The 12,792-nt window shown below is 65.1% G+C and carries 10 protein-coding genes and 1 pseudogene; 5 read left to right on the top strand and 6 right to left on the bottom strand.

Annotated elements, in window-relative coordinates; genetic code table 11:
* Positions 1 to 3: 3 nt before the first annotated feature.
* From BMY29_RS00920 to BMY29_RS00910, 3 genes are read right to left on the bottom strand one after another with little or no spacing between them, the layout of a single operon-like run.
* On the bottom strand, positions 4 to 726 hold the full coding sequence (locus tag BMY29_RS00920; RefSeq protein WP_049991014.1) for a glycosyltransferase family 2 protein: 723 nt from the start codon (positions 724 to 726) through the stop codon (positions 4 to 6).
* Complete coding sequence (locus BMY29_RS00915) at positions 723 to 1,685, bottom strand: NAD-dependent epimerase/dehydratase family protein (RefSeq protein ID WP_049991015.1); 963 nt, start codon at positions 1,683 to 1,685, stop codon at positions 723 to 725. Before BMY29_RS00915 ends, BMY29_RS00920 begins: the two co-directional genes overlap by 4 nt.
* Entirely contained in the window at positions 1,678 to 3,099 is a 1,422-nt protein-coding gene (locus BMY29_RS00910) for a nucleotide sugar dehydrogenase (protein WP_049991016.1), read from the bottom strand. Before BMY29_RS00910 ends, BMY29_RS00915 begins: the two co-directional genes overlap by 8 nt.
* Before the next feature lie 457 nt (positions 3,100 to 3,556).
* On the opposite strand from BMY29_RS00910, the gene BMY29_RS00905 reads away from it, so the two are divergent.
* Positions 3,557 to 3,835, top strand: coding sequence for a DUF8044 family membrane protein (locus tag BMY29_RS00905; protein WP_049991017.1), 279 nt, complete (start codon positions 3,557 to 3,559; stop codon positions 3,833 to 3,835).
* A 52-nt stretch (positions 3,836 to 3,887) separates the two neighbouring features.
* Here the strand turns inward: BMY29_RS00905 and BMY29_RS00900 are convergent, their stop codons facing one another.
* Positions 3,888 to 4,790 carry a bZIP transcription factor gene (locus BMY29_RS00900; protein ID WP_049991018.1) on the bottom strand — a complete coding sequence of 301 codons (903 nt, stop codon included), beginning with the start codon at positions 4,788 to 4,790 and terminating at the stop codon, positions 3,888 to 3,890.
* A gap of 469 nt (positions 4,791 to 5,259) precedes the next feature.
* Here BMY29_RS00900 and BMY29_RS00895 point away from each other — a divergent pair, with 469 nt between their 5' ends.
* The 3 genes from BMY29_RS00895 (at position 5,260) to glmS (ending at position 9,826) form a co-directional block, all read left to right on the top strand.
* Complete coding sequence (locus tag BMY29_RS00895; protein ID WP_049991019.1) at positions 5,260 to 6,306, top strand: DUF1616 domain-containing protein; 1,047 nt, start codon at positions 5,260 to 5,262, stop codon at positions 6,304 to 6,306.
* A 539-nt stretch (positions 6,307 to 6,845) separates the two neighbouring features.
* Positions 6,846 to 8,030 carry a sugar phosphate nucleotidyltransferase gene (locus BMY29_RS00890; protein WP_049991020.1) on the top strand — a complete coding sequence of 395 codons (1,185 nt, stop codon included), beginning with the start codon at positions 6,846 to 6,848 and terminating at the stop codon, positions 8,028 to 8,030.
* Positions 8,030 to 9,826, top strand: a complete 1,797-nt coding sequence (gene glmS / locus BMY29_RS00885; RefSeq protein ID WP_049991021.1) for a glutamine--fructose-6-phosphate transaminase (isomerizing) — start codon at positions 8,030 to 8,032, stop codon at positions 9,824 to 9,826. The genes BMY29_RS00890 and glmS overlap by 1 nt, the downstream gene beginning before the upstream one ends.
* Positions 9,827 to 9,884: 58 nt before the next feature.
* Here glmS and BMY29_RS00880 read toward each other — a convergent pair whose 3' ends face one another.
* Complete coding sequence (locus tag BMY29_RS00880; protein WP_049991022.1) at positions 9,885 to 10,637, bottom strand: hypothetical protein; 753 nt, start codon at positions 10,635 to 10,637, stop codon at positions 9,885 to 9,887.
* Between the two features lie 63 nt (positions 10,638 to 10,700).
* Between BMY29_RS00880 and radB the strand changes: the two are divergent.
* Positions 10,701 to 11,450, top strand: a pseudogene (radB, locus tag BMY29_RS00875) (DNA repair and recombination protein RadB); the annotation flags it as partial.
* Between the two features lie 113 nt (positions 11,451 to 11,563).
* On the opposite strand, the gene BMY29_RS00870 reads toward radB, so the two are convergent.
* The gene (locus BMY29_RS00870) at positions 11,564 to 12,721 is read right to left on the bottom strand and encodes a CBS domain-containing protein (RefSeq protein WP_049991024.1); all 1,158 of its coding nucleotides are present in this window, start codon (positions 12,719 to 12,721) and stop codon (positions 11,564 to 11,566) included.
* Positions 12,722 to 12,792: the final 71 nt, after the last annotated feature.

The following is a 12,792-nucleotide window of genomic DNA, read 5'->3' as shown; positions in this document are numbered from 1 at the left end:
CTGTCACCTCCGGACGACCCGTTCGAGAGCGGTTCCCGCCGCTTTCCGATCCCACCAGGCGACGTTCGGATAGAGGAATCTGACCCCGTCGTAGTAGGTGAGCGAGGACTCCTCGTTCGCGTAGATACACGAGACGGGGACCTCCTCGATTCCCGCGCCGAGGGCGTCGAACGCGAGAATCTCTTCGACGCCGATCTGGAAGTCGTTCGAAAACGATCGGTAGGGTGTCCGCGCGAGCGCGTCGGCGTCCATCGCTCGATACCCACACGGCGGGTCGTGGACGCGCTGTCCGAGTCGGAGGCTCGTGGCGAGCGCGACGACCCGATTCCCGAACTGCCTGTCGACCGGCATGGCGTCCCGAAACGTCGGATCCGCGAACCGGTTTCCGAGCACGTACTGGCAGTCGGGCTGTCGTAGCATCCGATAGAACCGTCGGAGTTCCGCCGGATCGTGCTGTCCGTCGGCGTCGAGGCGGAAGAGGACGTCGACGCCGAGGTCGATCGCTCGCTCGTAGCCGCGTTTGATGGCACCGCCGTAGTCGCGGTTTCGCTCGTTCGACACCAGTATCGCGTCGGTCGCTTCGACCCGGTCGGCCGTCTCGTCGGTCGAGCAGTCGTCGACGACGATCGTGTGATCGACGAGTCCGGTCGCTGCGATCCTCTCGATGACGTCTCGGACGTGCGAGGCCTCGTTGTGCGCCGGAAGGACGGCTGCAGTAGTCGTCATTTTGACGATAGCGAGGACGATTCTCGCGTGGCGTTCCCCTCGAAGTACTCGACCGTCCGCCGAATCCCTTCGCGAACCGTCGTCGTCGGTTCGTACTCCAGCCTGGCCTTCGCGCGGGAAATATCGGCGCACCGCTGTTCGATGACGTAGGGTCGCGGGTGTTCGACGTGGACCGCTTCCGCCCCGTCGACCGCGTCGGCGACGGCCATCGCGAGCGACCGGATCTTCGTCTCGGTCCCCGTGCCGACGTTGAACGTCTCGTTTCGGCCGCCGGGACCCAGCGCAGCGATCGTACAGTCGACGGCGTCGTCGATGAACGTGAAGTCCCGCGTCTGGTGGCCGTCGCCGTGGATCTCGATCCGCTCGCCGGAGAGCGCGCGGTCGACGAAGATGGGGATGACGTACCCGTAGGCCGAGCCGTCCTGGCGCGGGCCGTACGCGTTGAAGTAGCGCACGATCGTGTGATCGAGATCGTGTTTCGCCGTGTACGCGCGAACGAAGCGTTCGCTGGCCAGTTTCGCGACCGCGTAGTTGGTCTCGGGCGCTTTCGCATCGGCCTCGTGATACGGCACGTCCGGGACGTCGCCGTACACCTCCGACGTCGAGGCGAAGAGGACGCGGTCGACGTCCGCCTCGACGGCCGCCTCGAGAACGGTCTGTGTGCCGTCGGTGTTGACGCGCAACACCTCGAGGGGATTCTGGAGGGTCCGACGGACGCCCATCATGGCCGCCATGTGGATGACGACGTCGTGCCCCGCAACGGCCGACCTGACCGCGGCCGAATCGCAGACGTCCGCGTCGACGATGCGCTCCGACGGCAGGAACGAGAGGTGGTGCTCGCTGCCGACCGAGAAATCGTCGAGGACGGTCACGACGTTCTCGTCCGCCAGGCGGTCGGCCACGTGACTCCCGATGAATCCGGCGCCGCCGGTAATCAGCACGCGCTCGCCGCTAATCATCGGTCTCCCTCCGGTCGCCCTCGATCCCGTCGGCTGGCACACCGCTCGCCGGCCCGGCGGCCTGGCGGCGGGGCCAGTTCGGATCGACGTCGCGCGGGCGAATCAACTCGCTTTCGTCGACGGCATCCTGCTCGAGCGCCCGTTGCGGATCGATCAGGATCGGGTCGGCCGCCATTGCGGCCGCCAGCGACGCCGGATCGAACCGCTGGAAGGAGTCGTGGCCCGTCGCCACGACGACGACGTCGGCGTTGCGAACCGCCGCGATCGCGCTCGGATTGTTGACGATGCCGGTGTCCTCGATCTCCTCGCCAGGCGGATACTGCGTATCGAACGCCTCGACGGCGACGTTTTCGTCGCGAAGGTGGCCGATTAATTCGACCGCCGAACTGTTCCTCGTGTCTCTGACGTTCGGCTTGTAGGTGACACCGAGCACCGACACGACCGCCGACGACGGCGACTTGCCGATGGTGCCGATCGTTTGAAGAATCCTGTCCGCGTACCGCCTCGGCATCGAGTCGTTGATCTCCCGAGCGGCGGGGATCATTTGCAGGTCGATTCCTCGGTCTTCCGCAGCCGCGCGGAAGTAGTGGGGATCGATCGGCAGGCAGTGGCCGCCGACGCCGAGTCCCGGTTCGTAGCGGTGGAAGTTCCACTTCGTATCGGCCCCGTCGATCACCTCCGCGATGTCGATGCCGAGCGCCGACGCGGCGGCCGCGAGCTCGTTTACCAATGCGATGTTGACGTCCCGCTGGATGTTCTCGACAAGTTTCGTCGTCTCGGCGACTTCGAGCGACGACACCGGCATCGTGGTGTCGGCGACGTCCTCGTACAACTCCGCGGTCAGCGCGCGCCACGACGCGTCGATCGATCCGACGACCCGCGTCGGTCGTTCGGACGCGTCGTCGCCGGGGCTGTACCGTTCCGGGACGTGCGAGACGCCGAACTCGGCGCCGGCTTCGAGCCCCGATCGCTCGAGTTCCGGACGGACATCAGTTCGCGTACAGCCCGGGTAGACGGTGCTCTGGACGACGACCAAATTTCCTTCGTCGAGGACGTCCGCCACGTCGCGGCTGGCGGACCGAACGGCGGAGAGGTCGGGCGAGCCGTCCGCCGACAACGGCGTCGGCACGCTGATAACGTAGACGTCTGCGTCGGCGGCGTCCGAGATGCGCGTCGTCACGTCACAGGTTCCGTCCTCGATGTACTCGGCCAGTTCCGCCGCTTCGAACGGCGAGTTGCCGGTTCGAACGGCCTCGATCAACGCGGCGTCCGTATCGACGCCGACGACGGGATACGACGAGTGACTGAACGCCAGTGCCGAGTTGTACCCGACGAACCCGAGCCCGACGCAGGCGACGTGAACCGACACTTCGGAGAGCGTTCGGTCACGATCCGCCAGATCCGGCCGACTCATCAGCGATCACTCCGTTGCCTCCGCGAGGTCCACCCGCACGCCGGCGCGGCAGTTCGAATGGACGGTCGAGGGACGGCAGTTGCTGTCTGAGTAGACTGACCCGCCATAGCTACCGGATGTACCAACGTATCGTGCAAAAGTGAGTCATACTGTTACAGCGATCGCCCAGGAATTACGGTATGTAACCCGTCTCGTGGATCGGCAGCGGCGTAGCCGCTGGACAGCCATCGACCGACAACTGCGGATTTCGCCTCCACAGTCGGTCATAATCAGATGATAGGGCAGACAGGAGAACAGTGGATTCCCGCGCGACGAGAGTTCGGTCGGCTAGAGTCGACGGTGTCTCTGTCGGCGTCCAGTTCGCATCCGTCGAGTCCGAAGACGGGTGCCGATGGAGAAGTTACGGCTGCGGACGGGGCTACGGTTTTACATTCCCGCTCGGGGTACGGTGCCGTCGATGGCAACTGAACGTCGACTACGGTTCGTTCGCGGGCACGTCAGCTGGATGATCGTGACGATACTCGCTCTCTCGGCGCTCGACGTCCTCTCGTACGAACTGTTCTTCGTCAGTTCCCTCGTCGGATTTCTGCTAGTGACGGTGCTGACGGCACCCGCCGTTGCGACGCCGGCGTGGCGGACGCGGGTACGGTGGTTCGTCGCGCTCGGACTACTCGGCTTCGCGCTCGTCATCGCCGGTCGGATCTACGCCACGCTGGCGGTCCTGGCGGTGACGTAGCGAGACGGCGCGTCTATCGCTGGCAGGGCGCTCGTAGCCGCTCGGCGATCCGTTACGCGTTGCCGTCGGAGGGACACGACCGATAGCGCAATCGCCACTCGGCCTGGCCCTGCTTTTCGGTCGCTTCGAGGACGATCGGACGGTCGAGACGAGCGGCGAGTCCGACGGCGAAAAACGACGCAATCGGGTGATCGAACCGGTCGACGTCGCCGAGTACGCTGTGAGACACCGTGACAGCGACGCGGTACATCCCTTCGCTTTCGCCGACGCTCGCCTCGACGCTGCGGGCGAGTTCGAACTGTTCGACGAGGGTGTCCGCGAGTCGGGCGGCGAGCGCCGAAGGGGCGTCCGAGTGGCCGCTCGTCGTTCGTTCGAATTCGCGAAAGAGACCCATCCCGGTCGATTCGAGAATCACTCCCCGGTTATCGTCCGTCACTGCCGGCCCGTCGAGCGACGCTGGAATCTCGCCGTCGGACCCTCGCGGAACGAAGAGAGAGGCTCCGCCGTCGCCGTCGGGAACGTAGACTCGATCGCCGCCGAGATCGAGTTCGTCGGTGAACGCGCCACCGTTAGCCGCGGTGGCGGCGTAAATTCGATCGCAGATCGTCGCGGCGAGGAACGTACCAGGCGAAAGGGTGTACGTTAGCAGGCCGCCGAACAGGCCCGTCGCCGCCGTCGCGAACAGGACATCCCGTGCCGCGGGAACGAGGACGGCACCCACCGCGAAGATCGCGCCGAGAAGCACCAGGCCGAACCCCAGTCGTCGGTACTGCGGCCGGTACGGGAACCTCTCGCCGGCTCGAAGCCGTTCGTTTTCTTCGCGAAGTCGCCTGTTCTCTTCGGCCAATTGTTCGATGCGGGCTTCGAGTTCGGACCGATTCGCGTCGCCGTCGACTCGCACGGCGACGCCGTCGTCTGAAGAGAGATCGTCACCGCCGAAATTATTCGCGCTCATGTGTGGCGCTCGAGGCACGACAGCAGGGGTGCTTCCGGCACCGGCGATCGATTCCGGTTACGCCTGGCCGCTTCGGTTTGGTGAACCGAAGCACCGGTTCGGCGCGGGCAACCCTCGCCAGCCCCTGCCAGCGACCGCCGTCGTGAGGACGGCGGTCGGATACGATCAGGTACTCGACACATATCTCCGTGATATACGGAACGAGTGTTTGAACCCACTGATCGTAACAGTGCAGTATAACCGAATTATTCGCGATAGGCGGCAGATCGTGTCGAACCGTTGACCATCAATATTGCATTGTCACTCGAGTGAAAGCGGCTTGTAACGGTGCTGCTGTTTTCGGGCCCAGCACGCCGATTCAAATTCGCTTCGGACGATCCTCCGAGTCGGTCGAAGGCGACACAGACACTCCAGACGCCGTGAACGTTGGCTACCTAACTTTAGGGATCGAAGTCGTGGCCGACGACTGATGACCGCCGACCGATCGTCCGGCTTCCGTCCGCTCGGAGTCGTTCCAGTCGACCTGGCTGTGATCGTCGCCGTGACAGTCCTCGTAAACGTAGCCGTCTTCGCGCCCGTCGTCCGTACGACGCCGCTTCGCGTTCCGCTGGGGATCCTCTTCGTTTTCTTCGTCCCCGGATACGTACTCGTCGCGACGTTGTTTCCCGAATCCGGTCGCCGTGGCGCTGACGAGGACGCGTCAGCGGCGACCCGTGAATCGAGATCGCTGCCGAGCCCCGTTGGCCGATCGGCGATCGACGGCCTCGAACGCGCGGTTCTTTCGTTCGGATTGAGCGTCGCTATCGTTCCCGGCTTTGCGCTCTTCGTGAACTATACGTCGTGGGGTATCCAACCGGTGTCGATAGTGGCCGGGACGACGATCGTCACGCTACTACTGACGGTCACGGCCACGGTCCGTCGGTTGAATCTGCCCGCAGAGGAGCGGTTTCGGCTCCCCGTTCGTCGCTGGTCGACGATGCTTCGGACCGAGTCGGTCGAGTCGACCGAACGAGCGGAGACGGTACTGACCCTCTTGCTGCTCGTGTCGATCTTCCTCGCTGTCGGCAGCGTCGGGTATGCAGTGACCACTTCCCAGGACGGAGAGCAGTTCTCCGAACTCTATCTCTTGGGCGAGGACGGCGACGAACTGAGCGCCGACGGGTACCCGACCGAATTCGAACAGGGCGAGAGTCGAGACCTGGTGGTCGGTGTAGAAAACAACGAACATCGGACGACCGATTACACGATCATAGCCGTCGAGCAGGCCGTCGAGTCAACCGACGGGGAACCCACCGTCACCGACCAACGAGAACTCGACCGATTCGAAACCCGACTCGATCACGGGGAAACGTGGCGACAGGACCACGAGGTCGAACCGACGATGGCCGGCGAGAACGTTCGACTCGTCTGGCTCGTCTATCTCGACGATACCGCTCCCGAGTCCCCGTCGATGGAGACCGCACCGTATCACGTCCACGTGTGGGCCGACGTGGGCGAGTCGAACGCCGAGTCCTAACCGCGACAGCGGCCGGTGCTCGAGTCGGCCGAAATCACGCCAGTAGCCCCGTCGCCGTCGGATTCGGGTCGGCGTCAGATTTGGGTCAGCGTTGGTGCGATGGTGAGCGACAGGATTGCTGTGATGAGTTCGAACCGCCAGGCGTCATCAGACGAGTTACCTAGACGAATTCCCTTGGAGCGTTGCCTTGACGGGGACGAATTGAATTCGGGAGGGGATCGCGCATTACTATCGGGAGTTGGGAGTGGAATTAAAATCCCGGATTGAGTTCGGCGAAACAGTCGCTCGGAGCGTGAATTGGGCCCCGATTCCGCACGACTGCTGGCATCACGGTTGGCTCGCGAATCTGGTGTGAACGGCCACGAGAAATCCGTCTCGACCGGGGACGGGTAACGAAACGACGCCGCGGATTTATCGCTCAGCAAGGGACTGTTTCACGAACGTCTGTATTATTGACGAAAGAGGTGGGTAATATATTGACTATTTCATAGCCAATACAATCATGGCCTCAAAAGAGAACGAACGTGGGAAGATCGGGTATGGGTGTGGAGACCGCAATTGTACTCGCTGCCGGAGAGGGGAGCCGATTACGGCCGCTCACGAAGAATCGGCCGAAACCGATGTTGCCCGCGGCGACGAAACCGATTCTCGAGCACGTCTTCGATCACTTGATCGACGCCGGAATCGGCGAGATCGTCGTAGTCGTCGGCTATCATCGCGATCGCGTCCAGTCGTACTTCGGTCCCACGTACCGGGGTCTCCCGATCACGTACGTCACGCAGGAGAACCAACTGGGGACCGGACACGCACTGCTCGCGGCCGAATCTGCAGTATCCAGTACCGCTCTCGTAATCAACGGTGACCAGATCGTCGATAGTCGAATCATCCGGGACGTCGTCGAGAAACACGACTCCGATACCGTCGCGACGCTCGCACTGTTACAGCGCTCGGGCGTCGCGGAGTACGGCGGCGTCATCGTCGACGACGGTCGGGTCACGAATCTCGTCGAGAACCCTCGTGACGGTCACGAGTATTACCTCAACGCCGGCGTCTACGCGATCGAGCCGACGGTGTTCGACGCCGTTCGCGCCGTCGAACCGACCGCCGGCGAACACCATCTGGGGAACGGACTCTCGTCGCTCGTCGACGAGGGAGCGACCGTCCGCGGGGTGGTTTCCGACGGTCTCTGGGTCGACGCCACGTATCCGTGGGACCTGCTCGACGTCTCTTTCGCACTGTTCGATTCGGGGCACATCGACGGCGACCGATCGCGAGACCGCGCTCGCAGCACGACCGTCCACGACTCGGCGGAGATTCGGACTCCGGTGGTCGTCGATCAGGACTGCGTCGTCGGACCGGGAGCCGTCGTCGGGCCCTACGCCTGTCTCGGCGAAAACGCGACCGTCGGCGCGAACGCCGTCGTCGAGCGCAGCGTCGTCGACGCCGACACGCGGATCGAACCCAACGCGACGGCGATCGAGTGCGTCACCGGTACCGGCGTGACGATCGGCGCGGGATCGACCGTTCCCGGCGGCCCGGCCGACGTTCGCGTCGAGGACCGTCTCTTCGAGGGCGAGGCGATCGGCGCGCTGCTGGCGGACCGGGTCCGCGATCGCGGCGGCGTCACGTATCTGCCGGGCGCGATCGTCGGCCCCGACGCGGCCGTCGAGCCAGGCGCAACGGTTCGCGGAACCGTCCCCGAGGGAACGGAGGTGTGGTCCTGATGTGCGGCATCATCGGGTACACGCCGATCGAGGCGGATCGCAACGTCCTCGACGTCGTGTTAGACGGCCTCTCGGACCTCGAGTACCGGGGATACGACTCGGCGGGGGTCGCGATCGCCGACTCGTCGGTCTCGGTGTACAAGCGCAACGGGGAACTGTCGGAACTCGAGGCCGCGATCCCCGACCGCTCGCCCGGCGGCGACGCCGGCATCGGCCACACCAGATGGAGCACGCACGGGCCGCCTACGGACGAGAACGCCCATCCACACACCGGCTGCGACGGGTCCGTCGCCGTCGTCCACAACGGAATCATCGAAAACTACCGGGCACTTCGCGCGGACCTCGAAGCCGCGGGCCACGTCTTCGAGAGCCAGACTGACACCGAGGTCATCCCGCACCTCATCGAGGCAGCGCTCGACCAGGGGGCCGACGCCGGGACGGCGTTCCGTCGCGCGATCGACCGGTTGGAGGGAAGTTTCGCCGTGGCAGCGGTCTTCTCCGACACCGAAGGGGTCTACGCCGCGCGCCACCAATCGCCGCTCGTCCTCGGCCTCGGCGACGACGGCTACCACCTGGCCAGCGACGTCCCGGCGTTTCTCGACCACACCGATCGAGTCGTCTATCTAGAAGACGGCCAGTTCGCGAAGATCAGCCCCTCGGGCGTCGAAATCTCCGACGAACGCGGCACGCTCGTGGATATGCCGGTCCGGACGGTCGAGTGGGACCCGGAGGAGGCTGGCAAGAGCGGCTATGACCACTACATGTGCAAGGAGATCAACGAGCAGCCGCGGGCGATCCGCAACTGTCTCCGCGGCCGGATCAGCGAGATCGACGCCTCGGTCTCGATCGACGAGATCGGCGACCTGGCCAGGCCGGAGCGGATCCAGTTCGTCGGCTGTGGCACTTCTTATCACGCTTCGCGGTACGCCGCGCGGCTCTTTCGGAGACGCGGGATTCCGGCGACGGCCTTCTACGCGAGCGAGTACGACGCCGGCGCCGTCCCCGTCAACGAGGAAACGCTCGTCGTCGGCGTAACCCAGAGCGGCGAGACGGCCGATACGCTGAGTGCGATCCGGGACGCGAATCGGTGCGGCGCCGAGACGCTTGCGGTGACGAACGTCGTCGGCAGTTCCGCCTCGCGCGAAACCGACCACGTGATGTACATCCGCGCGGGGCCGGAGATCAGCGTCGCCGCGACGAAGACCTTCGCCTCACAGCAGGTTGCGCTACTGTTACTCGCGAGCACGCTCGCGGGCGACTACTCTCGGTCGCTCGTCGAGGCGCTTCGAGCGCTGCCCGACCAGATCCAGTCGATCCTGGACGGCTCGCGCGCGTCGGAGATCACCGACGTCTACGCGCGTTCGGACGCGTACTTCTTCATCGGTCGCGGTTACGGGGCATCGGTCGCCCTCGAAGGGGCGCTGAAACTCAAGGAGGTCACGTACAAGCACGCCGAAGGCTTCCCCGGCGGCGAGTTGAAACACGGGCCGCTGGCACTGGTCGGCGACCGAACGCCGGTGTTCGCGATCGTCACCGGTGAGTCGGCGACCGGAAAGATGCTCAGCAACATCAAGGAAGTCGAGGCCCGCGACGCGCCGGTAATCGCGGTGACGGACTCGCCGTCCGCGGTCGAGAGCATCGTCGATCACGTCCTCCGCATCCCCGAGACCCACGAGCAGTTGACGCCGATCCTGGCGAACGTCCAGCTTCAACTGGTCGCCTACTGGCTCGCACACCGCCTGGGCCGGTCGATCGACAAGCCGCGCAACCTCGCGAAGAGCGTGACGGTCGAGTGAGCGGCGGGAAACGCCGACGGAACGAGGCGGTTCCGGGGGGTTCGAGCGGCTCCCGCACTCACTCGTCTCCCGATCCGCTTCCGTCGTCGGTCCGATGTTCCGACAACGCCTCCTCGATCGTCAACTCGCCCGCGGCGACTCGGCGGGCGAGCACCTCATCGATCGCCCGATTGTGTTCGCTGCGCTCGCGCGAGCGGTCCTTGATGACCTGAATCTCCCCTGTGGTCGGCTCGATCTCGCGAGCGTCGACGACTTCGCCCTCGAGCCTGGCGATGTTGACCGCGGCGAGGACGTCGCCCATCCCCCGCGTGCCCGTCCCGAGGTAGGGGGTCGTTCCCGTCTCGTCGACGAGTTCCACCTGTACGTCCTCGAGGTCGTTGACCAGCGTCGCGCTCTCGAGGCGGGAGCCGTCGCCGATTCGGACGATCGGCGAGGGTGCCTCGGCGACCTCGCGCTGGATCACGTCGACGGCGTCGCCCAGCGGTACCTGAAAGGCGGCGACGACCGTCTCTCCGGCGAGGACGGCGATCCCCGGCTTCCGGCCCGGATCGACGCCGATGACCGTCCGCCCGCCGTCGCCGCGGACCGCGGCCAGGGCCTGGTCGACCGCGCGACGGGGGCCGTCGGGTTCGGCGACGATCGTCGTCACGGTCGCGAAGGCGTCGGCGTGGTCGGCGTCGGTGATGACCACGGTGGCCTGGTCGGGTAGCTCCTCGTCGGGTTCGATCGTCGTAAACGTCGCTCCGCGGTCGCGGAGTTCGTTGACGACGCCGTGGTACACCTCGAAGTCTGACGTGGCGACGACGATCACGGCTCGGCGTTCGTCCTCGCGGGGAATAAACGTACGCGAACGGATCGCCCCGTCGACCCGTTCCGGGGCCTTTTTGCTCGTACCGGGCCAACTCGAACCGTGACCGACGAGGCGATTTCGACCGGCTGTACCCCGGTCGACGAGTTGCTCGGTGGGGGATTCGAGCGCGGGACCGTCACGCAGTTGTACGGCCCGCCGGCCGCCGGGAAGACGAACCTCGCGCTGTCGGCGGCCGTCGAGACGGCGGTCGACGGCGGGACCGTCGTCTACATCGATACTGAGGGGGTCTCGGTCGACCGCTTCCAGCAGCTGTTAGACGCGAAAACCGACGGCCGAGCCGACGACGTCGAGACCGTCGCCTCGCGGATCGTCATCGAGGACGCGCTCGATTTCGAGGAGCAGTCCGAGGCCGTCCGCGACGCCGAGGAGTTCGCCGGGCGCGCGGACTTGATCGTGTTAGACAGCGCGACCGGCTTCTACCGACTCGAGCGCACCGCCGACGGCGACGAGGGCGAGGCGCTGCGAAACGTCACCCGCCAGGTGACCCATCTACTCTCGCTGGCGCGCAAACACGACCTGGCCGTCGTCCTGACGAACCAGGTGTTCGCCGATCCGGACTCGGACCGCACGCGGGCGCTCGGCGGCAACACCTTGGAGCACTGGACCGGCGCGGTCGTCCGGATCGAGCGGTTCCGCGGCGGCAAGCGGCGCGCGACCCTCGAGAAACACCGCTCGAAGCCGGCGGGGGAGTCGGTCCAGTTCCGGATCACCGATACCGGCCTTGCAGGCGGCGACGAGACGGTCCGGTCCTGAGGCCGCGGCGGTGCGCCGTATCCTGTCGTCGCGCTGTCGGCAACCGACGACTGGTCCCGTGAACGAGAACAGAAAAAGCGTGTTACGGAGCGCTAACTCGGGTTCCGTTCCGATCAGAGTTCGTTCAGCTTCCGCAGGAGCTGACCGCGGTACTCCTCGTCGCTGGTGACGCCCTTGACCTCCAAGACGTTACGCTCGAGTTTGTCGAGGGCGACGCGGAAGGCGTTCTCCGCGCCGTACCCCTCGCCGGTGCCGGCGACCTGACCCTTGTTGGTCCGCAGGCGGATCTGGCAGTGGATCAGCGGCGTGCCGCGGAGTTTCTCCTGGTGTTCCTTGAACCGGACGTGGGCGTGTTGGACCTGCATGTCCTGGTACTTGTCGGTGACATCTTGGATGCTCTCGACGACTCCCTCTCGGGTGATGGTATCGAGCATCGAGATGTTGGTGATCTGAACGTCCATCCGTTCCTCCTCGGTGAACGTCAGCGCGCGGAGGACGTCCGTCTTGGTGATGACCCCGATGACGACGCGGTCGTCGTCCTTGGGCGTGACCATCAGCCCCGCGTAGTCGTTGTCGAGCATCGTCTCGACGGCCTCCTGGGCGGTGGCGTCGAGCGTCGTCGTCTCGACGGGGCTGTTCATGATGTCGTAGACGGGGACGTCGAGCATCCGCTGGGTGTCGCCGACCCGATCGCCGGTCGTCGTCGAGTTGCTCTTGCGGATGACGAAATCGGCGATGTCGTGGGTCGTCACGACGCCGGAGAGGTAGCCGTTCTCGTTGAGCACCGGCAGCCGGGAGATGCCGTGTTCCCGCAGGTAGTTGATCGCCCGGCCGACCCCGTCGTCCTCCTCGATCGTGACCGGGTCGTTCGTGTAGATGTCTTCGACGGTGAGCGTATCCAGGTTCTCGAGGACCGCCTCGAGGATCGCGTCGTCGGTGATGACGCCCCAGAGTTCACCGTTTTCGAAGACCGGTGCGACCTTCGCGTTGCTCTCGATCAGCACTCGTGCGGTCTCCCGGACATCCTCGTCCCGGTCGACCTTGGGCGCCGGCGAGTTCCGGCTGGGTTTGATCAGCGCCGCCACCTTGGCGTCGTCCTCGACGTGCGACTGGAGGACTTCCCGCTCGCTGATGACACCCTCGTAGTCCCCGTCGTCGGTGACGATGATCCCTTTGGGGTTGCCGTCTTCGAAGGTAGAACGGACCTTCCCCATGCGCGTGCCGACGTCGACTTCGATGAACTCCGTAGTGGCGATATCAGCGATATTCATCCTTCTACGGAGACGTACCGGGGCCGAGGTATTTAACGTACGGCCCGTTTTTATCCGGGTGGCGATGGGGG

The sequence above is a fragment of the Natrinema salifodinae genome (genome assembly GCF_900110455.1).
GTDB classification, from domain to species: Archaea; Halobacteriota; Halobacteria; order Halobacteriales; family Natrialbaceae; genus Natrinema; species Natrinema salifodinae.
This window is presented reverse-complemented; position numbering and strand designations above follow the sequence as displayed.

Bases quoted from the DNA above. Each gene is read 5' to 3' on its own strand.
- BMY29_RS00895 (WP_049991019.1), top strand. From the start codon at position 5,260: ATGACCGCCGACCGATCGTCCGGCTTCCGTCCGCTCGGAGTCGTTCCA.
- BMY29_RS00905 (WP_049991017.1), top strand. From the start codon at position 3,557: ATGGCAACTGAACGTCGACTACGGTTCGTTCGCGGGCACGTCAGCTGG.
- BMY29_RS00890 (WP_049991020.1), top strand. From the start codon at position 6,846: ATGGGTGTGGAGACCGCAATTGTACTCGCTGCCGGAGAGGGGAGCCGA.
- BMY29_RS00870 (WP_049991024.1), bottom strand. From the start codon at position 12,721: ATGAATATCGCTGATATCGCCACTACGGAGTTCATCGAAGTCGACGTC.
- BMY29_RS00900 (WP_049991018.1), bottom strand. From the start codon at position 4,790: ATGAGCGCGAATAATTTCGGCGGTGACGATCTCTCTTCAGACGACGGC.
- BMY29_RS00910 (WP_049991016.1), bottom strand. From the start codon at position 3,099: ATGAGTCGGCCGGATCTGGCGGATCGTGACCGAACGCTCTCCGAAGTG.
- glmS (WP_049991021.1), top strand. From the start codon at position 8,030: ATGTGCGGCATCATCGGGTACACGCCGATCGAGGCGGATCGCAACGTC.
- BMY29_RS00920 (WP_049991014.1), bottom strand. From the start codon at position 726: ATGACGACTACTGCAGCCGTCCTTCCGGCGCACAACGAGGCCTCGCAC.
- BMY29_RS00915 (WP_049991015.1), bottom strand. From the start codon at position 1,685: ATGATTAGCGGCGAGCGCGTGCTGATTACCGGCGGCGCCGGATTCATC.